Source organism: Rhizobium sp. GN54 (assembly GCF_021026345.1).
Lineage (GTDB): Bacteria > Pseudomonadota > Alphaproteobacteria > Rhizobiales > Rhizobiaceae > Mycoplana.
Window position 1 is genome coordinate 1184758 of sequence record NZ_JAJNCZ010000001.1, and the last position, 18955, is coordinate 1203712.

Sequence of the window (18955 nt, forward strand, 5' to 3'; positions counted from 1 at the left end):
ATTGACTGGCAGACGCGATGCTCCTAACCTCGTGACGCTCTCTTCCAGGCACCGGAAGAAGACGCGATTAACTGGCGGTTGCATCTGCGATCGCGGGGCAGGGGAAACGGCTGCGGCGAGCCCGCCAGTCAAAAGGTGCACTATGTCGTTCATCGAACTCGTTCTGACGATCTGCCTTGCGGACAAGCCTGCGAGCTGCCGCGAGGAAAATCTCCATTTCGAAGACATGGGAGGCCCGGTGACCTGCATGCTCCAGGCGCCGCCGCGGATTGCGAAATGGTCTGCGGAGCACCCGAAATTGCGCGTCGTCAAGTGGCGCTGCGAATACGCGTCGGAGGGGCGCGACATCTGAAATCGAATCGCATGGGAGGAACGGGTGGGAGGCTGCATCGGCCGATCGTTTCGGATCGCATTATCGTTGTTGTTGGTGGCATTTTTCGCGCAGACGGCAGGGCAGGCCGCGGCCGCCGAGGTCGTGCGCGTCGGCGTACTCAAGTTCGGGACCGTGAGTTGGGAACTCGATACGATCAAGCGGCACAAGCTCGATGAAAAACACGGGATCACTTTGGAGGTGCAGGCCTTCGCCGGCGAGGACGCGACGAATGTCGCCCTGATGGCCGGATCGGTCGACGTGATCGTCTCGGACTGGCTGTGGGTCTCGCGGCAGCGCGCCACGGGGCTGGACCTGACCTTCGTGCCCTATTCGACCGCGGTCGGAGCCATCATGGTGCCGCCCGATTCGCCGATCGGCAGTCTCGCCGACCTGGCCGGCAAGACGATCGGCGTCGCCGGCGGCCCCCTCGACAAGAACTGGCTGCTGATCCAGGCGATGGCGAAGAAGGACCACGCCACCGATCTGGCGACGGCCAGCACGATCGCCTATGGCGCACCGCCCTTGCTGACGGAGAAGGTGCAGCAGGGCGAACTCGATGCGGTCCTCAATTTCTGGAACTATTGCGCCCGCCTGGAGGCGAAGGGGTTCCGCCGGCTGGTCAGCGGTCAGGAGGCCGCCGCCGCCCTCGGCGCCGCCGGGCCGATCGTCGCCCTCGGATATGTCTTCCACGATGCCTGGGCCAAGGACAGCCCGGCCGCAATCGGAGGCTTCGTCAAGGCCAGCGCCGATGCGAAGGCGCTTCTCGAAAGGTCCGACGAGGAGTGGGACCTGCTTGCCCCGTTGATCCCCGGCGACGAGGCCGAACGCAGGGTCATGCGCGATCGCTACCGGGAGGGCATCCCCAGGGGCTCCCGGGAGGATGCGGAAAGGGACGCCGCAGCGCTCTACAAGGTCCTTGCGGGCATCGGCGGCGAGGAGCTGGTTGGGCCTTCCAGGGAACTGGCGCCGGGGACGTTCTGGAGGATGCAGTAGGTGAGTTCGTTCTTGCTCGGTACGTCGTCACAGGGGCGAACGGACAAGGCTGCACCGGGACGAAACTGGGGGCCGTTGCTGACGGTCGCAGCCTCGATCGTCGTCCTGGCCGTCGCCTGGCAACTGACGGCGACCCTGTGGCCTAGCCGTGCCTTCCCGCCGCCCCTCGACGTCCTGCGCGTCATGATCCGGGAGACGGCCAGCGGGGAGATCCCCTATCATCTGGCGATCACCCTGTGCCGCGTGGCCGCCGCGTTCCTGCTCGCCATCGTGATCGGCTCGGCGATCGGCATATTTCTCGGAAGCCACCCGCGGGCGGACCGGTTTCTCGACCCCTGGGTCATTCTCTCGCTGAACGTTCCCGCACTGGTCGTCATCGTTCTCGCCTATATCTGGTTCGGGCTGAACGAGGTCGCCGCCATCGGCGCCGTGGCATTCAACAAGATTCCCAATGTCATCGTCACGATGCGGGAGGGGACCCGTGCGCTCGACCTGCGCTATGCGGACATGGCGAAGGTCTACCGGTTCGGGGCGTTCGCGCGCCTGCGCCACGTCCTGCTGCCGCAATTGCAGCCCTATCTGGCCGCGGCCTCCCGCTCGGGCATTTCGCTGATCTGGAAGATCGTGCTCGTCGTCGAACTGCTCGGCCGGTCGAACGGTGTCGGCTTCCAGATCAATCTCTATTTTCAGCTCTTCGATGTCGCCGCCATCCTGGCCTACACGCTGGCCTTCGTCTGCGTGATGCTCTTGATCGAAATTCTTCTGGTGCAGCCCCTTGAACACGCTTCAACCCGTTGGCGCAGACGCGCGACTTGAAATCGAAATCCGCCGCAAGTCCTTCGAGGCGTCCAGGGGCGGCAGCATCGATGTCCTGCACGATCTCGACTTCGCGGTCGAGCAGAACGAATTCGCCTGCCTCATCGGCCCCTCCGGCTGCGGCAAGACCACGACGTTGCGATTGCTTCTCGGCCTGGACCGCGATTTCGAAGGGCGCATCAAGCTGCCGGGGGCAGGGGAGCCGCGCATCGGCATGGTCTTTCAGGAGCCGGTCCTGCTGCCCTGGCGGACCGTCGAGGAGAACGTGCGCCTCGCCCTGCCGAAGGCCCTGCACGGCAGGAGCCTCGATCACCTGTTCGATGCGCTCGGCCTGGGCAAGATGCGCGCCTTCTATCCCGGCGAACTGTCGCTGGGGCTGGCGCGTCGCGCCGCCCTGGCCCGGGCGCTGGCGATCGAGCCGGATCTGCTGGTGCTCGACGAGCCCTTCGTCTCCCTCGACGAGGCGACCGCGCAGCAGCTTCGCCATCTCCTGCTCCAGGTATGGTCGGAGCGTCCGACGACGGTGCTGATGGTGACGCATAACCTGCAGGAGGCGATCATGCTGGCCGACCGGATCATCGTCTTGTCGCCGCGCCCCTCCCATGTCGTCGGGTCGTTCCTGATCCGGGTTCCGCGGCAATCCCGCAACGCGCAGGTGCGCAGCGACATCCTGCGCTCTTTCCACGAACGGTTCCCGACGCAGCTTTGACGCAGTGGCACAAGACCACGCCGCGATTTGCGACGACCACAGGCGCGAATCGGAGGACCCCGATGCGCCCCGGGACCGGTCGCTACTCAGAAGCAGCGGATGTCGGCTTCGGCCTGGGCTCTCTTCAGGTCCGCGATCGCGGCCTTGGCAGGAGCGCTCTCGCGAAACAGCGCGCCGTTTTCGCCAGGCACCAGTCCCATCTGCCGGAAGGTGGCGGCCGCCTCGTAGCGCTCGTAGGAGATGATCGATTCGATGACGTCGATCGAGCAGGAGCAGCGATCGAGGTTGGCCCTGTTCTCGCCATTGGCCTTCATGCAGGCATAGACATACTCGGCCACCGCATTGGTCGGATAGCTCATCGCTGCAACCGCCGGGAGAGCAAGGCCTGCTGCCGCCGTCGCGAGTACGGCTAGGGAAATCTTCGCTGGCGTAACCATGACATATCCTCGTTCCGAAGGCGCGGACCCGGCAGGGCGCGCAAAGACCGCTGCAAGTATAGGTTCAAATTCGCATCGATATCCAGTAATATAGGACAACATTCCGGATGGATGTTGTTGCGGCGCAATATAAGCATAGTGCGGCGCAGCGAGTATTGATTGAGAAACGCGCTTGCCGAAAGGAAAACTATCTCTTATGGTTGCGTTGTTTCCGGCTTCAAGGACGTTGCCGTCAAGGGAGTGGTGACAGTCTTCGTAGGCCAAGCGGGTGGGCGGTAACGGTGCCCTCCGCACGCCTGGCTTAGGTCGTGACACGCTGCCGGAAATACTTCCCACAATGCTGAACCGGTGACGCGGGCTCCTGTTATGGAACAGGCGCCGCCGCAAAAGTCACCTGTCGAATTCGGGAGGACTAAATGCGTGTACGATCAGACTTTCTAAAATCGGCATTGGTGACGGCTGCCGTCTCCTTGTCATTGGCGGGAGGAGCAATTGCCAATGACGAAGTCCAGCAGCTGATTTCCGATTCCAAGAACTGGGCAATTCCGACGGGTGACTATGCGAACACCCGCTTTTCGAAATTGAACCAGATCACCAAGGACAATGTGAAGAACCTTCAGGTCAAGTGGACGTTCTCGACCGGCGTCCTGCGCGGCCATGAAGGCGGCCCCCTGGTGATCGGCGACGTCATGTACGTCCATGCGCCGTTCCCCAACACCGTCTATGCCCTCGATCTCAACAATGACGGCAAGATCCTCTGGAAATACGAGCCCAAGCAGGATCCGAACGTCATCCCGATCATGTGCTGCGACACGGTCAACCGCGGCGTAGCCTATGGCGACGGCAAGATCATCCTCAACCAGGCCGACACGACCGTGACCGCTCTCGATGCCAAGACCGGCAAGGTCGTCTGGCAGGCGAAGAACGGCGAGGATATCTCCGGCGGCCAGGGCGAAAGCGGTACGGCCGCTCCGATGGTCTTCAAGGACAAGGTGCTGATCGGCATCTCCGGCGGCGAGTTCGGTGTCCGCGGCCATGTGACCGCGTATAACCTGAAGGACGGTACGGTCGCCTGGAAGGCCTATTCGACGGGTCCCGATGCCGAGACCCTGATGGATGGCGAGAAGACGACCCAGCTCGGCAAGCCGGTCGGCAAGGACTCCGGCGTCAGCAGCTGGGAAGGCGAACAGTGGAAGCAGGGCGGCGGAACGACGTGGGGCTGGTATGCCTTCGATCCGGAGCTCAACCTGGTCTACTACGGAACCGGCAACCCCTCGACCTGGAACCCGGTCCAGCGCCCCGGCGACAACAAGTGGTCGATGACCATCTTCGCCCGGGACGCCGACACCGGCATGGCGAAGTGGGTCTACCAGATGACCCCGCATGACGAATGGGACTTCGACGGCGTCAACGAGATGATCCTCGTCGACGATATGCAGATCAACGGTTCGCCCCGCGATGTGCTGGTCCATTTCGATCGCAACGGCTTTGCCTATACGATGGATCGCGGCACGGGCGAACTGCTCGTCGCCAAGAAGTACGATCCGACGGTGAACTGGGCGACCGAAGTCGTGATGGACCCGAACAGCGACCAGTATGGTCGCCCGCAGGTCGTGGCCCAGTATTCGACCCAGCAGAACGGCGAGGACACCAACACCACGGGCATCTGCCCGGCGGCGCTTGGTACCAAGGACCAGCAGCCGGCTTCCTATTCGCCGAAGACCGGGCTGTTCTACGTGCCGACCAACCACGTCTGCATGGACTATGAGCCCTACCGGGTAAGCTACACGGCCGGCCAGCCCTATGTGGGTGCGGCGGTGTCGATGTATCCGACCCCGAACAGCCATGGCGGCATGGGCAACTTCATCGCCTGGGATGCCGCCAAGGGCGAGATCGTCTGGTCCAAGCCCGAGCAGTTCTCGGTCTGGTCGGGCGCACTGTCGACCGATGGCGACGTCGTCTTCTACGGCACGCTGGAGGGCTACATCAAGGCGGTCGATCACGACGGCAATGAACTCTACAAGTTCAAGACCCCGTCCGGCATCATCGGCAACATCAACACCTTCGAGCACAAGGGCAAGCAGTACATCGCCGTGCTGTCGGGTGTTGGCGGCTGGGCAGGCATCGGCCTTGCAGGCGGCCTGCTCCAGGCGGACGGTGCAGCTGCCTGGCAGACGGCCGTTGCCGGCGAGAACGCTCCGACCGATCAGGCGCAGTCGATCGCCACGGCAGGTCTCGGCGCGGTCGGTGGCTATGCCGCCCTGGCCGACTATACGACGCTGGGCGGTCAGCTCACCGTCTTCGGCCTCCCGGAGTAACGAGCCGGAGCCGCAGGCGCGCCGTCCCTTCGTAGGCGGCGGCCAGCCAGCAGAGAAACGGGAGCCCGGATCACCTGAAATCCGGGCCGGGCTCCCGGTTTCGTCGCGTATCCCACAACCCAACTGTCAACGCCGCATTGCGACAGCCGAGCTGTGTCCGTGGCGAAATGGGAAAGAGGTAGGAATGTCAGTCCGCAAAGCAGTATCAGTCATCGCGTTCGCTCTCCTCGTTGGTTCCAGCATCGCATCTGCAACAGACGACAAGCAGAAGGCCGCAGCCGTTACCGACGAGGACGGCAAGTATTTCGACGCAGACGGTACCCCGACATACAAGCTCCAGCCGGACGGGACCGTCGACTGGTACACGTTCAGCGGCTATCGCCGCTATCATTCCGACTGTCACACCTGCCATGGGCCCGATGGCGTGGGCTCCACCTATGCCCCGGCGCTCGCCGATTCGCTGAAGACGATGGACTACGGCACCTTCCTGTCGATCGTTGCCGAGGGGCGCAAGAACGTGGGCGGCGGCAAGGAAAACGTCATGCCCGCCTTCGGTGAAAACAAGAACGTCTATTGCTACCTGGACGATATCTACATCTATCTGCGGGCGCGTGCGGTCGATGGCATCCCGCGCGGCAGGCCTCCCAAGAAGGCGGACAAGCCGCAGGGTGCCAAGGATTACGAAGCCTCGTGCATGGGGAGCTGAACAGATGTCGGCACGCAGATCATGCCGTCGTTACATATTTCCGGTGATCGCGGCGATGATGGCCGCGGTCCCGACCGCTGCCCTCCCGCAGACCGCCGGGCTCGGCGCCGCGGGCGAGCTGGTCGATCCGGACGTGCTGCGCGTTTGCGCCGATCCCTCCAACATGCCGTTCACCGACGAGAGCGGCGAGGGCTTCGAAAACAAGCTGGCCGAACTGGTGGCGGCGAAGACCGGCCGCAAGTCGGTCGCCTACACCTGGTATCCGATGGCGACCGGCTTCGTCCGCAACACGCTGAGGGCGAACCGCTGCGATATCATCATGGGCTATGCCCAGGGCGATGAACTCGTCCAGAACACCAACGCCTACTATCGTTCGACCTACGTCATGGTGTTCAAGAAGGACAAGGGCCTCGACGGCGTGGAAACGATCGAGGACCCGAAGCTTGCGGGCAAGAAGGTCGGCGTCGTGGCTGGAACGCCGCCGAGCGCCAACCTGGCCAAGGCCAACCTGATGCGGACCGCCAGGACCTATCCCCTCATGGTGGATACGCGCACCATGCCGTCCATGGCCGAGGTGATGCTGAAGGACCTTCAGAACGACGTCATCGACGTCGCTCTGCTCTGGGGACCGATGGCCGGCTACTACGTCAAGGAGATCAATCCGGATCTCGTCGTGGTGCCGCTCCTCAAGGAGACCGGCAGCCAGATGGCCTATCGCATCACCATGGGTGTCCGTCCCTCCGATCAGGAATGGAAGCGCACGCTGAACACGCTGATCCGGGAGAACCAGCCGGAGATAAACCGGATTCTCCAGCAATATCAGGTGCCTCTGGTCGATGAGGCGGGCAACGAGATCAAGGGGTGACGGTTCTTTCGGCCTGCGCCGGACGGGAGCCGGGCGCCGTTGAACCAGATGTGAGTGAGGGTGATCGCATTGGGGTGTAGACTGTCTCGCGGCGGTTCTTGGACCGCTCCGGCGTGACGGATGCGAATGCCCTCGCAGTCCAGAGCTTGCGCCGGAAGGCGCACGATGCCGGGAGGAGATCAAATCGTTGATCTCGGGCATAGAGCGAAGAGGAGATATCCATGAAGAAAAGCTGGAGGAAGCCTACGATGTGCACGGTTTCGGTCGGAATGGAAATGTCGCGTTACCACTCCGCCGAACTCAAGGCCAAGAAATAGGCGCATCGACCGCTCCATGCGACGCACACGCATGGAGCGGTTGCTGCCGGAAGGAAGCATCGTCACATGCGGCTGAAGGTCCTCGGCTCCGCGGCCGGAGGGGGATTTCCCCAGTGGAACTGTAACTATCGGCTGAGCCGCGGCGTTCGCAAGGGCGAGCAGGGCTTCAGGGCGCGGACCCAGTCGAGCCTCGGCGTATCCGCCGATGGCCGGGACTGGATTGTCTTCAACGCATCCCCGGACATTCGCGAGCAGATCGCGGCGACCCGCGAACTGCAGCCAGGCGAGGAAGGCCCGTTGCGCGCCTCGCCGATCCGGGCCGTCGTCCTGACGAATGCGGATGTCGACCATATCGCCGGGCTCCTGAGCCTGCGCGAGCGGCATCGTTTCGTCATCTATGCGACCGCCCGGGTGCTTCGCGTGCTGGCGGAAAACAGCATCTTCAATGTCCTCGACGGCGAACTGGTCGAGCGCCGCGAACTTGCGCTGAACGTTCCGACGCCGATCCTTGACTGTCACGGCAGGCCGACCGCGATCGTGGTCGAGGCCTTCCCTGTTCCCGGCAAGGTGGCCCTGTTCCTGGAGGACGCCGGCAAGGCGGAGGAGGGGTTCGGCACGCAGGAAGGCGACACGGTGGGGGTCCGCATCCGGCAGGAGGGCCGGGATGCCGCAGCGTTGTACGTGCCCGGCTGCGCCGCCGTCGACGCCGGTCTGAAACAACGAATTTCTACCGCGGAATGCCTGCTTTTCGACGGCACGGTCTATACCGACGACGAGATGCAGACGGCCGGCGTCGGCACCAAGACCGGCCTGCGCATGGGGCACCTGCACATCGCCGGCTCCGACGGCTCCATGGCCCTTTTGGCCGATGTCGCCCCGCAGCGCCGCATCTATGTCCATATCAACAACACCAATCCGATCCTCGATGAGAATTCGCCCGAGGCGACCGCCGTGCGGGCAGGGGGCTGGGAGATCGGCCATGACGGGATGGAGATCGGCCTATGAATGATTTTGCGGATGCGGCACGAAACGGTCTGACGCCTGCCGCGCTCGAAGAGGTGCTGCGCGAGATCGGGGCCGAGCGATACCACAACCGGCATCCCTATCATCACCGGATGACGGCGGGCAGCCTGACCCGGGCCGAGCTCCAGGCCTGGGCGCTGAACCGCTATTGCTACCAGGCGATGATCCCGCGCAAGGATGCGACGATCATCGCCCGGGCGGAAGACCCGGAGTTCCGCGTCGAATGGCGCCGCAGGATCGAGGACCATGACGGATCGACCGGCTGGGACGGCGGCATCGCCCGCTGGGTCAAGCTGGCGACCGGGCTCGGGCTGGACGAGGAGATGGTGAAGAGCGAACGGTTCGCGCTGCCCGCGACCCGCTTCGCTGTCGGGGCCTACCTGTCCTTCTGTGCCGGCCGCAGCCTGCTGGAAGCCGTCGCCTCGTCGCTGACGGAGCTGTTTTCGCCTGTTATCATCGGCGAGCGCGTGCCGGCCATGCTGGCGAAATACAGCTACGTCACCGAGGACACGCTCGCCTATTTCATGCCGAGGCTGAAGCAGGCCCCGCGCGATTCCGATTTCGCGCTCGCCTATGTCCGCAAGCATGCGACCGACCCGGAAAAGCAGCAGGCCGTCATCGATGCCCTCCTGTTCAAGTGCGATATCCTCTGGGCCATGCTCGACGCTCTGGACCACGCCTATGGCGAGGGCGGCCATATCCCGCCCGGCGCCTTCGTGCCGGAGGCGCGATGATGGAGAGCCGCCAGCGCGCGATCGTCTCGGACCAGTCGCGGCCGCAGCTGAAACGCTATGCGCGGCTTCAATACGATCCGGTGCGCAGCGCCTGGGCGTTGCTGTCGCCGGAGAAGGTGTTCTGGCCGGATGAGGTCAGCCTTGATATATTGCGGCTGTGCGATGGCCGGCATACGGTCCTGCAGATCGTCTCCGAACTCGCCGGCCAGTATGATGCGGCCCGCGAGGACATCGCGCCCGATGTCGAGGAATTCCTGCAGGAATGGTCCGACAGATTTCTGGTGACGCTATGAGCGACGCACTCCTGCCGCCGATCGGCATGCTGGCCGAACTGACGCATCGCTGTCCCCTGCAATGCGTCTATTGCTCCAATCCGCTCGAGCTGTTGAAGGCCGACAGGGAGCTTTCGACGGACGCCTGGCTCGCGCTTTTCGAGGAAGCGGCCGATCTCGGGGTCCTGCAGATCCATCTGTCCGGGGGGGAGCCGACCCTCAGGCCCGATCTCGAGCAGTTCGTCAGCTGTCTGGCCCGCCGCGGCGTCTATACCAACCTGATCACCGCCGGCGTGGGGATCGCCGAGGGCCGGCTTGAGAGGCTTCGCGATGCCGGCCTCGACCACCTACAGCTCAGCATCCAGGGCGCCCGTGCGGCGACGACGGAAAAGATCGGCAATCACCGCGGCGCACTGGAAAAGAAGCTCGACGTCGCCAGGAAGGTCGTGGAACTCGGCCTGCCGCTGACGATCAACGCACCGATCCATCGCCACAACATCGAGGAGGTGCCGGCCTTCATCGACCTCGCGCTCTCCCTCGGCGCGCAGCGTCTGGAGATCGCCAACGTGCAATATGCCGGCTGGGCGCTTCTCAACCGCAACGTCCTCATGCCGGACCGGCAGGCGGTGGAGCGCCAGGTCGCAATTGTCGAGGAGGCGCAGGCGCGGCTGCAGGGCATAATGGCGATCGACTTCGTCGCGCCCGACTATTTCGCCGTCTATCCGAAACCCTGCATGGGCGGTTGGGCGCGCGACGCCTTCATGGTGGCCCCGGACGGCAAGGTCCTTCCCTGCCATGCGGCGGCAACCATTCCGACCCTGCATTTCGAACGGTTCGGAGAGGCGAGCCTGACGGACATCTGGGTGCATTCGCCGGCCTTCAACGCCTTCCGCGGCGACGACTGGATGCTGGAACCCTGCCGAAGCTGCGATCGCAAGGAGATCGACTGGGGCGGATGCCGCTGCCAGGCCATGGCGATCGCCGGCAACGCGGCGGCGACGGACCCCGCCTGCATCAAATCCCCGCTGCATGACCGGATGGCGGCCCTGATCGGAGAGGCCAACGCCGTCGCCCCGTCCCACGCCGAAGATTTCCGCTACCGCCGCATCGGACGGACGTAGCGGCGGGCAATGAGACGCTGAGGCGGCAGCAACGACCGATTGGCCGTCGAGGGAAGATGTGGGCCGTCGCCGTTCGGGAGGCTTGAAACGACTAGAGCGCGCCAATGGCGCGCTCTAGCGAAAAACTGGCTCCCCGGGCCGGATTCGAACCGGCGACCTGTCGATTAACAGTCGAATGCTCTACCGCTGAGCTACCAGGGATCATCCGCTCGCTGCGGAATGAGCGCGTCATACAAACGCTGAACCGATTTGCCAAGCGCTTTTTTGCAAAAAGACGGTTCTTCCTTGATTGATTGCGGGAGAGGAACCAGATGACAGGCACGGGCATTGGATTTCCAGCCCGAAAGCGTGTCGTGTAAAACTGTGCATCGGCTTTCGACGACGACATGTGCAGGATCAAGGACCGAAGGCACGGCAGCGAATCTGACAGATCGCGACGTGCCTTGAGCCAGCCCCGGGGATTGTGACGAGAGTTGATGAAAGCGAAAGAGCCCAAAGGAACCCGTTTCGGCATCGATCACGCCACCCATGAGATCGTCATCGGTTCCTTCCGCCTGAAACTTCCGCAATCGAGGGCATGGCGCACGACGGTCGGCGTCCTGCTGGTCTTCTTCGGCTGCCTCGGCTTCCTGCCGGTGCTGGGCTTCTGGATGATACCGCTCGGCCTCCTCGTCCTGTCGCACGATTCCCCCTTTCTGCGCCGCCAGCGCCGCAGGTTTTCGGTCTGGTGGGCGAGCCGCAAGATGCGCCCGAAGCCGTAGCGCCGCGCTCCCTCTCGATCCGGCCGGTTGCAAGGCCTGCGTCACGACACCCATCGCAGGGTAGTGAAACCGGTCGTTTCCCGGTAGGGTTAGCCTCGGATGGAGGCAATTCGGGAGGAAATCATGAGCGACAGGGCAATGGGCTACCTGATAGCCGCAGAGTTCTCGGCCCTCGTATGGATCGCGTTGGCGATGATGATCGTTTCGCGCTGAACGCGTCGGAAGCTGTTGAAGTCTCAGGATAATTCCCGCCGCGCCGGGTTGCGGGACTTAAAGCCAGGATATCTCCGGTGGCGTGGGCCTGGAGAGCTATCCTGTTTTGACCTCCCGCTCGGGTAAATTCTCGGGAATCTGTCCAAAACACATCGAGCGCTGAGCAAGGCGTTGCATCATTGAGGTTAACACCTTGACACAAGCAGGATCGTTGAAGCGATTTTGGGTCTCGTATGGGTCAGCGTTTAAGTCGAACAACTCGCCCTGGTCCTCGGCATACAGGCAGAGCTTCCATTCTCTTGTCCGTAGCATGACGCCGGGCCCAAAAGGTGTAGGCGGTAGCGCGCCCTTGATGCGTAGGCCGGCGATGGGGGCTTGTGGTTGGCGGACCATCATGCCCGCATCCGCATAGATATCGCGCCGCCGTGCAACACTGTCGGCCAGCGATAGTGCATGAGATCCTCTGGGTTGTTGCAGACCACAGAGATCCAGCACCGTCGCCATACCGTCCATGAGTTCGACCAAGCTGCTATTGACGCCACGTGGCACCCTCCCTGTTGGATCCCAGAGCACCAGTGGGACTCGTATCAGGCATTCGTAAAACGCGGGGATTTTGTGTGTTACACCAAAATCGCCGATGAACTCGCCGTGGTCACTCCAAAAAAGAACAATGGTGTTTTCAAGGATCCGTAGACTCTCCAGCGTGTCCAGAATGCGCCCGACCTGATCATCGACATAGCGAATCTGACCTGCGTAGATTGCCATCGTCCGTTTGAGTTCCTCGATAGGCATCTCAGTCTCGCCGCTGTGGATGCGCCAGTGCGTCAAGCGCCTGATTTCACCATCAGTCGGCTGCCGGCGGTAGTTCGGAGAAAGCTCGAATTGCGAAGCGTTAAAAAGCGAGGAATAGGGCTCCGGACAAGCAAAGAAAGGGTGCGGGTCTTGATAGTTCAGCGTGAGGAAGAATGGCTGGTCGCCGTGCGCGTGGCGGCGTATGAAGTCCAGTCCCGCATCCGTTAGCCGCTTGGTCAAATTCCATTCCGAATTGGCTGCAAGACTCGCGCTATCCCATGCTTTTATGTACTCGGGATGTCGGTCCATGATCCCGATGCAGATATCTTCGCCTTCATCATAGAGGCTACCAATGACGTCCCCTCTGAAGCAATGGTCCTTTCCCCAAATTCCCCGGACGTAGCCGGCATCACCAAGGACCCGCAGAGCATTCGGCTTAGCCTGATCGTAGGTGCCCCCATATTGGCGGACACCATGCTCGATCGGATACTGTCCGGTAAGGAAGCTCGTGCGGCTTGGTCCGCAAATTGGAGACGCTGTGAAGGCGAACTCGAAGCGCGTCCCTTTGCGCGCAAGTCGATCAAGATTTTTTGTCCCGATGAACGGGTGACCATAGCATGAGGCGTAGTCCCAACGCATCTGGTCAGGATTGATGATGACTATATTCGGACGCATTCAGAGCTGCCTACAAATTTAAAAAATGTACCCAAATCGAGCGATTTCGTCGGAAAACTTTCGCGCTACTAGATCGATGCTCTGACGTCGAGTGTAATAGGACCGGTAGTGCTCACGCTTTGACGAGTTCACCCGAGGAAGATTGCGCTGGGGAATTTCAAGCGTATCGCACAGTTTTGCGAAATCTTCGTCAAGATGTTCAAACCGAAGCACGATATCGACATTGTGGAACGGGTCACAATTCCCGCCCTGGATATCAAGGTAGTCTCTATGCGGCTTCACTGATGTTTCAATGAAGTTTTCGAAGTCCTCAGGCGACCACTGCACTGATCCACGATGCGGTGAAAAGAAGAACGACGCACATCGATCCCAAGGGTTTCGGATACAGGCTACTTTTCGGAGCCGAGCGAACGTCTCCGCATCAATTTGCCTTCGATAGTCCTCGAGTGTCGAATGCTTATGAATGTCCAGTGTCGATGAGCGAACCTCGAAACGGTTGATGCCGTCGTGACGGGGACTCGGAAGAGTCATGTGGTCGTCGCTGAACGGCAAGAGTACGCTTTGTAGTGAATTGCCTCCTGTCTTCGGGATATGGATGAACAGAAAATTGTTGATGATGGAGAGCAATATTTTCACCTTGGAACGTCGATTTGCTACTCGATAGCATTTAAGGGGCGCTTCTAAGATGCACAGTTTAAAGCGCTGTTCTGTCACTAGCACATACCGTGTCACACTCATAAATGCCGATCGTTATCGGGGCACCAGGCCTATAGCGTGCTTCATAGTCGCGAGCAAATGAGCCGGCCCCTGGTGCCGACTCCTCGTCATCATTCTCGAACGCTGCGAGCACGATCAGCTTGAGTGTGTCTGTCATTTACAATCTCCCGAACAGGTTCACGCGTCCGGCATCTGTATCAGAAGCTCAAGTTCCTTCTTCGGTAACAGTCGCGGCAGGCGCCTAGCGTCCTCCCATAGCACGGTAAGCCATTCTTCGACTTCTTCGCCTGGGCGCAGTATCACCGGTATCGCTTTCTGATGGATGGGCGCGACGACACCCGGGTGAGCAATGATCCCGTGCACCACAGGAATGCCTCCCATAGCGCCGCGCAAACCGTGTAGACCCTAGGGATGCGGTGCCGATCTGTCTGATGTTCAAAATGTCGCTGTCCGCGCTCTCTTCGCTAACAAAGCGCTGCGGATGCACAAAGGGCCCACCAAGTAAGCCTTGCCTTCCGAGAGAAGGGCGCCGGAGTTGGGTCGCATGGATTTGCCGGGTGTGACGGGAAATGCTGGGAAATCAAGGGAATTGGACTGCAAACGCGGCACAAAAGGGCAGAGCGTTGCTGCCTAATATTTTTGCTGGGGAAAGAAAGTGGAGGCCTCGCCCGGAATCGAACCGGGGTGCAAGGATTTGCAGTCCTCTGCGTAACCACTCCGCCACGAGGCCGTCCGTCTGCTTAAAAGCGAGTGGTGCCGGGCGTTTAGAACGAATTGAAAATCGGTGCAAGAGGCATTCGTCGTCGGCGGGCGGTTTTCCTCGTCGCCGGCGTCCCGGCAGGCCGTGTCGCCCGCCGGCCGGCCCCGCCCCGGGGAGGGGCGAGGCCGGCGGTCGCGGGGGCCGTGGTCACATCGGCCGTGGTTGCAGCGACCCTGTCAGGCCGAGAGCCTGCGGGCGTATTCGGCGCGCAGCCGGGTCCAGCGGGGCCAGAACGCCTCGGGGTCCTTGCCCGAGACGCGCTCGACGAGGACGTCGAGATGGGTGTGCCATCCCGCACCCACCATTTCCATGGTCGCGCGGTCGGGCAGGCGGCGATGGACGAGCGTCAGCAGGACCTCGCTCCCCTTCGGCTCGAGATCGATCGAAACGTCGCCGCTGCGGCTCCAGGAAAAGGCGATCCTGCGCGGCGGGTCCAGTTCGGTGATCCGGCTCTGCATCCGCATCTCCTCGGAAAAGCCATCCGGTCGCGTGCCGGGCGGGTCGCTGAGTTCGTCGTTGCGCCAGACGAATTCGAACGGCGCGCCGACCGTCAGCTCCATGTCGCCCGCCGCCAGCCATTTCCGGCGCATTTCGCTTTCGGTCAGATAGGCCCAGACCCGCTCGATCGGGCCGGGCAGGAGCCTTTGCATCGTCAGCGTGGCCGGCTCGGTCACAGAGCCGTAGGCGTCGAGTGTCAGAACTTCCGTCATCTGTCTTCTCCTTCGTTGGGCTTGCGGTTTTTCTTCGCGTCCTCCTCGCGCAACAGGCGTTCGAGAACGTCGAGCCGTTCGATCCAGAACCGTTCGTAGAAGCTGAGCCAGGAATGGGCGCTGGCGAGCGGGCCGGGTGCGAGGCGGCAGACATGCGTACGGCCCCGCACCTCGCGGCGGATCAGCCCGGCATGCTCCAGCGCCTTGATGTGCTTCGACGCCGCCGCCAGCGAGATCGAGAAGGGTTCGGCCAGCTGGCCGACCGTCCGTTCGCCGTCCGCCAGTTCGCGCAGCATCTTCCGCCGCGTGGCGTCGCCGAGGGCGTGGAAGACGGTATCGAGTCGGGATGCTTCTAGTTCAACCATGTGGTTGAATATAGACTCGCCCGAATAGATATTCAACTACTTTGTTGAATGTTCTGGTAATGCGTTGGGGCGGTCCCGGAAGAGGCCGCCTGGGACCGCGCGCTTCTGCCTGCTGATTGTGCGATGAATCGATGCGTGCCCTCACGGCCGCGGCCGCAAAAGGCGGCCGTCGGTGCGCGCGATGGTCCCGCCGCGGAGGTCGGGCGCTGGCCCTAGTAGCTTGCGTTCTGCGTTCCGGTGCGCATGCCGACGATCTCGGCGTCCGGCGACGGACCCTGGTATTGCGAATAGGTCGTGTTGTTCGCGGCAGAGGTCGTGCACCCGGTGATCACCAGGAGCGAAAGGAAAAACGCGGTCAAGGATGCTGCATGTCTCATGGCGTCCCTCCTGAAGCATGTCGCGCAAAAGGCGTGGGGCGCGGTCTTGCAATGACGACATGCGCAAAATCAAAGGTCCGAAGCGCGGGAGCGGATCCGGTGGATCGCGACGCGCTTCTGGCCGCAGGATGCGGCAGATGCAATTTATCTACGGTTTTCAGCCGTTTGCAAGAAGAACCCGACTGCAAAGCCAAAAAGGGCGTCGGCGGGGCGTCCGCCCGGCGATCTGCACCCCACGGTAGAAGGGCTTTCGTTAAAGCGGCGCCCGTCGGGCGCCGCGCGCAATCCCTCGGCCTCAGCCGGGCGCGCCCTCGAGCCCGACGAGGGCGATCTTGGGATAGCCGGCGGTGCGCAGGAGGTTCATCACGTCCATCACGTCGCCGTAGCCGACCGCCTTGTCGGCCCGCAGCAGGATGCGCGTCTGCTTGTCGCCGCCGGTGATGGTGTCGAGTTCGCTGCCGAAGGTCTCGCGGGCGACGGTGCCGTTGCCGAGCGACAGCGTCAGGTCCTGCTTCAGCGTCACGAACACCGGCTTGTCCTCGCGCGGCGCCGGCCGGGCGACGGAGGAGGGGAGGTCGACATTGATGTCGACGGTCGCAAGCGGAGCGGCCACCATGAAGATGATCAGCAGCACCAGCATCACGTCAATGAACGGCGTGACGTTGATCTCGCTGTTTTCCTCCAGGTCGTCGCCGCCGCCTTCTCTGATCTTGCCTGCCATGGTTCAGCCCATCCTGACGCGTGCGGGATCGACGCGGCCCGTGCCGGCCGCCCGATTGGCGGCGAGCCCGGCGCGGCGTACGTCGAGGTCGCGGCTGACGAGCCGTTCGATCGCAGCCGACGTGTCGCTCAGGCCCTGCCGGTAGGCGGTGATGGCGCGGGCGAGGAAATTGTAGAAGACGACCGCGGGAATGGCGGCGACGAGGCCGATGGCGGTGGCGAGCAGGGCCTCGGCGATGCCGGGCGCCACGATCGCGAGATTGGTGGTCTGGGCCTCGGAGATGCCGATGAAGGAGTTCATGATGCCCCAGACCGTGCCGAACAGGCCGACGAACGGCGCTGTCGAGCCGATTGTGGCGAGAATGCCGGTTCCCTTGGCGATCTGCCGTCCTGCCCGGACCTCGGCGCGCTGCAGGCGCGAGGCGACACGCTCCTTCACGCCGGAATCGGAGACGTAGTCGAGAACGGCGTCCGAGCTGTTCATCTCCTGCCGCGCCGCATGCACCATGCGGGCGGGCACGCTGCGGCGGCCGGCAAAGATCTCCTCCGCCGCGGCAAGGCCCTGCGCGTCCGTCAGGCTGCGCACCGCGCGGCGCACCGAGCGCTGCACCGCACCGAGCTCGATGAGCTTGGCGATCAGCACCGTCCAGGTGACGAAGGAAGCGAAGGCGAGACCGACCATCACGCCCTTCACCACAAGGTCGGCGGCCATGAACATGCCCCAGGGCGAAAGGTCGTGCGGCAGGCCGGCCTGCCGTTCCCCGCCCGCTTCCACCTGCACCGCCTCGTCGCCGGGCAGGGTGGCATCGTCGGTTGCGTCAGCGGGTGCGGCCTGGATCTCGGCGGAAGGTGCGGCCTGGGCTTCTGGCGCATCGGCCGAAGGAGCCGCATCCGTGGGGGCGCCCACCTGCGGGACTGTCCCGTCCTGCCCCGTCGCCGGGGCCGTCCCGTCCTGCCCCGTCGCAGGAGCCGTCTCGCCGGTGGCCGGCGCGGGCTCGGAAGCGGCGGTCGGCCGCCCCTGCGTCTGCGTCGTTGCGGCCGGTGCGGCATTCTCCTGGGCATGCGCGGGAATGGCGGCTGCGGAAATGGAAAGTGTAAGGCCGATTGCGGCGAAAGCCGCGGCCATTCGGGGCCGTGTCAGCAAAGTCCGGATCCTCTGGTCGTTGCGCCAAGGGAGCAAGGCGCAAGCCTGCGCCGCACTCCGGTTGTGCTTAATCATGAGCGTCCCATACAACAATTTTGCGCGCGGGGGCAACGTTATCATGACTGCCTTTGTCATGATATTTGCGGGGGACGCTCCGCAGCCGCTTCACTTTTTTGCGCCCTGCGGGCCGTTCGACATATGGACACCCGTGCCGAAAGGGCATTAAGACACAGCTGGATTTTTCCGCCGCCGGGCCCCGCCGCCAGATCACGACTGGACCAGGGCGGCCACGAGGCTCCGGCAGGCAGCAATCAGGACGGCAATGATGGACTACACCGCAGCGCGCATCAAAATGGTCGACAACCAGATCCGGACGACGGACGTGACTTCGCATTCGGTTCTCGAGGCGTTCCTGACCGTTCCCCGCGAGGCCTTCGTTCCCGCCCAGCTGAAGCCGCTGGCCTATATCGACAACGACATCGAGGTCGCGCCCGGGCGCTACCTGATGGAGCCGTCGCCGCTGGCCAAGCTGATCCAGCTCGCGGTGATCACCAGGGAAGACGTCGTCCTCGAGGTCGGCTGCAACACCGGCTATGCCTCGGCGGTCCTGTCGAAGCTTGCGGGCTCGGTGGTTGCCCTGGAGGTCGACGAGGCGCTCGCGGCCACGGCCGGCGAAACGCTCGCCGAGCTCGGCTACGACAACGTCGCCGTCGTTACCGGCGAACTGGAAAAGGGCTACGCCGCCGAGGCGCCCTATGACGCTATCTTCGTCCACGGCGCCGTCGAAGTCGTTCCCGAAGCCTTCTTCGCCCAGTTGCGCGACGGCGGTCGCCTGGTCGTCGTCGAGGGCTACGGCAACGCTTCGCAGGCCCGCCTCTACATCAAGGAACGCGGCATCGCCTCCGAGCGCAGCGTCTTCAACACCGCCGTGAAGCCGCTGCCGGGCTTCCGCAAGTCCGCCGAGTTCGTGTTCTGATTAACCTTTTAGTAAAATCCGAGTCGATTTCGACCGGGTTTTATGCGCAAGATCGCATATG

21 protein-coding genes and 2 tRNA genes are annotated in these 18955 nt (G+C 62.9%); 13 read left to right on the plus strand and 10 right to left on the minus strand.

From position 1 onward, the window contains the following. Window positions 1-142: 142 nt before the first annotated feature. The 4 genes from LQK81_RS05750 to LQK81_RS05765 all read left to right on the plus strand — a co-directional run bounded on the left by LQK81_RS05750 (window position 143) and on the right by LQK81_RS05765 (window position 2891). A complete protein-coding gene (locus tag LQK81_RS05750) occupies window positions 143-352 on the plus strand; it encodes a hypothetical protein (RefSeq protein ID WP_230804211.1) in 210 nt (69 codons plus the stop codon). Between the two features lie 75 nt (window positions 353-427). Continuing rightward, window positions 428-1366 carry an ABC transporter substrate-binding protein gene (locus LQK81_RS05755; RefSeq protein ID WP_230804213.1) on the plus strand — a complete coding sequence of 313 codons (939 nt, stop codon included), beginning with the start codon at window positions 428-430 and terminating at the stop codon, window positions 1364-1366. A gap of 78 nt (window positions 1367-1444) precedes the next feature. Continuing rightward, a complete protein-coding gene (locus LQK81_RS05760; protein ID WP_442967077.1) occupies window positions 1445-2182 on the plus strand; it encodes an ABC transporter permease in 738 nt (245 codons plus the stop codon). Next, window positions 2142-2891: an ABC transporter ATP-binding protein gene (locus LQK81_RS05765; protein WP_230804215.1), complete on the plus strand. Its 750-nt coding sequence runs from the start codon at window positions 2142-2144 to the stop codon at window positions 2889-2891. Before LQK81_RS05760 ends, LQK81_RS05765 begins: the two co-directional genes overlap by 41 nt. 86 nt (window positions 2892-2977) lie before the next feature. On the opposite strand, the gene LQK81_RS05770 is transcribed toward LQK81_RS05765, so the two are convergent. Continuing rightward, window positions 2978-3328: a hypothetical protein gene (locus LQK81_RS05770; protein ID WP_230804217.1), complete on the minus strand. Its 351-nt coding sequence runs from the start codon at window positions 3326-3328 to the stop codon at window positions 2978-2980. 416 nt (window positions 3329-3744) lie between these two features. Here LQK81_RS05770 and LQK81_RS05775 point away from each other — a divergent pair, with 416 nt between their 5' ends. The 7 genes from LQK81_RS05775 to pqqE all read left to right on the plus strand — a co-directional run bounded on the left by LQK81_RS05775 (window position 3745) and on the right by pqqE (window position 10684). After that, window positions 3745-5646, plus strand: coding sequence for a methanol/ethanol family PQQ-dependent dehydrogenase (locus LQK81_RS05775; protein ID WP_230804219.1), 1902 nt, complete (start codon window positions 3745-3747; stop codon window positions 5644-5646). A gap of 184 nt (window positions 5647-5830) precedes the next feature. After that, on the plus strand, window positions 5831-6352 hold the full coding sequence (locus LQK81_RS05780; RefSeq protein WP_230804221.1) for a c-type cytochrome, methanol metabolism-related: 522 nt from the start codon (window positions 5831-5833) through the stop codon (window positions 6350-6352). Window positions 6353-6356: 4 nt separating this feature from the next. Next, entirely contained in the window at window positions 6357-7217 is an 861-nt protein-coding gene (locus LQK81_RS05785) for a substrate-binding domain-containing protein (protein WP_230804223.1), read from the plus strand. A gap of 383 nt (window positions 7218-7600) precedes the next feature. After that, window positions 7601-8539 (plus strand): pyrroloquinoline quinone biosynthesis protein PqqB, encoded by a 939-nt coding sequence (pqqB, locus tag LQK81_RS05790; RefSeq protein WP_230804225.1) that lies wholly within the window; start codon window positions 7601-7603, stop codon window positions 8537-8539. Beyond that, window positions 8536-9291 (plus strand): pyrroloquinoline-quinone synthase PqqC, encoded by a 756-nt coding sequence (gene pqqC / locus LQK81_RS05795; RefSeq protein ID WP_230804227.1) that lies wholly within the window; start codon window positions 8536-8538, stop codon window positions 9289-9291. Before pqqB ends, pqqC begins: the two co-directional genes overlap by 4 nt. Continuing rightward, window positions 9288-9584, plus strand: coding sequence for a pyrroloquinoline quinone biosynthesis peptide chaperone PqqD (gene pqqD, locus LQK81_RS05800; protein ID WP_230804229.1), 297 nt, complete (start codon window positions 9288-9290; stop codon window positions 9582-9584). Before pqqC ends, pqqD begins: the two co-directional genes overlap by 4 nt. Next, complete coding sequence (pqqE, locus tag LQK81_RS05805) at window positions 9581-10684, plus strand: pyrroloquinoline quinone biosynthesis protein PqqE (RefSeq protein ID WP_230804231.1); 1104 nt, start codon at window positions 9581-9583, stop codon at window positions 10682-10684. Before pqqD ends, pqqE begins: the two co-directional genes overlap by 4 nt. 126 nt (window positions 10685-10810) lie before the next feature. On the opposite strand, the gene LQK81_RS05810 is transcribed toward pqqE, so the two are convergent. Beyond that, window positions 10811-10885 (minus strand) — tRNA-Asn (locus LQK81_RS05810). 275 nt (window positions 10886-11160) lie between these two features. Here LQK81_RS05810 and LQK81_RS05815 point away from each other — a divergent pair. After that, window positions 11161-11445, plus strand: coding sequence for a hypothetical protein (locus tag LQK81_RS05815; protein WP_230804233.1), 285 nt, complete (start codon window positions 11161-11163; stop codon window positions 11443-11445). Window positions 11446-11754: 309 nt separating this feature from the next. Here the strand turns inward: LQK81_RS05815 and LQK81_RS05820 are convergent, their stop codons facing one another. The 8 genes from LQK81_RS05820 to exbB all read right to left on the minus strand — a co-directional run bounded on the left by LQK81_RS05820 (window position 11755) and on the right by exbB (window position 17900). After that, window positions 11755-13125 carry a sulfatase family protein gene (locus LQK81_RS05820; protein WP_230804239.1) on the minus strand — a complete coding sequence of 457 codons (1371 nt, stop codon included), beginning with the start codon at window positions 13123-13125 and terminating at the stop codon, window positions 11755-11757. Between the two features lie 18 nt (window positions 13126-13143). Beyond that, window positions 13144-13752 carry a sulfotransferase family 2 domain-containing protein gene (locus LQK81_RS05825; protein WP_230804241.1) on the minus strand — a complete coding sequence of 203 codons (609 nt, stop codon included), beginning with the start codon at window positions 13750-13752 and terminating at the stop codon, window positions 13144-13146. A gap of 746 nt (window positions 13753-14498) precedes the next feature. Continuing rightward, window positions 14499-14572 (minus strand) — tRNA-Cys (locus LQK81_RS05830). Between the two features lie 206 nt (window positions 14573-14778). Next, window positions 14779-15312, minus strand: a complete 534-nt coding sequence (locus LQK81_RS05835; RefSeq protein ID WP_230804243.1) for an SRPBCC family protein — start codon at window positions 15310-15312, stop codon at window positions 14779-14781. Next, window positions 15309-15677, minus strand: a complete 369-nt coding sequence (locus LQK81_RS05840) for an ArsR/SmtB family transcription factor (protein WP_230804245.1) — start codon at window positions 15675-15677, stop codon at window positions 15309-15311. The genes LQK81_RS05835 and LQK81_RS05840 overlap by 4 nt, the downstream gene beginning before the upstream one ends. A gap of 212 nt (window positions 15678-15889) precedes the next feature. Beyond that, the gene (locus LQK81_RS05845; RefSeq protein ID WP_230804247.1) at window positions 15890-16054 is read right to left on the minus strand and encodes a hypothetical protein; all 165 of its coding nucleotides are present in this window, start codon (window positions 16052-16054) and stop codon (window positions 15890-15892) included. 295 nt (window positions 16055-16349) lie between these two features. Continuing rightward, the gene (gene exbD, locus LQK81_RS05850; RefSeq protein ID WP_230804248.1) at window positions 16350-16775 is read right to left on the minus strand and encodes a TonB system transport protein ExbD; all 426 of its coding nucleotides are present in this window, start codon (window positions 16773-16775) and stop codon (window positions 16350-16352) included. A 3-nt stretch (window positions 16776-16778) separates the two neighbouring features. Beyond that, window positions 16779-17900, minus strand: a complete 1122-nt coding sequence (exbB, locus tag LQK81_RS05855) for a tonB-system energizer ExbB (RefSeq protein ID WP_230804250.1) — start codon at window positions 17898-17900, stop codon at window positions 16779-16781. A 343-nt stretch (window positions 17901-18243) separates the two neighbouring features. Between exbB and LQK81_RS05860 the strand changes: the two genes are divergently transcribed. Then, a complete protein-coding gene (locus LQK81_RS05860) occupies window positions 18244-18894 on the plus strand; it encodes a protein-L-isoaspartate O-methyltransferase family protein (protein WP_230804252.1) in 651 nt (216 codons plus the stop codon). The last annotated feature ends 61 nt before the right edge of the window (window positions 18895-18955 follow it).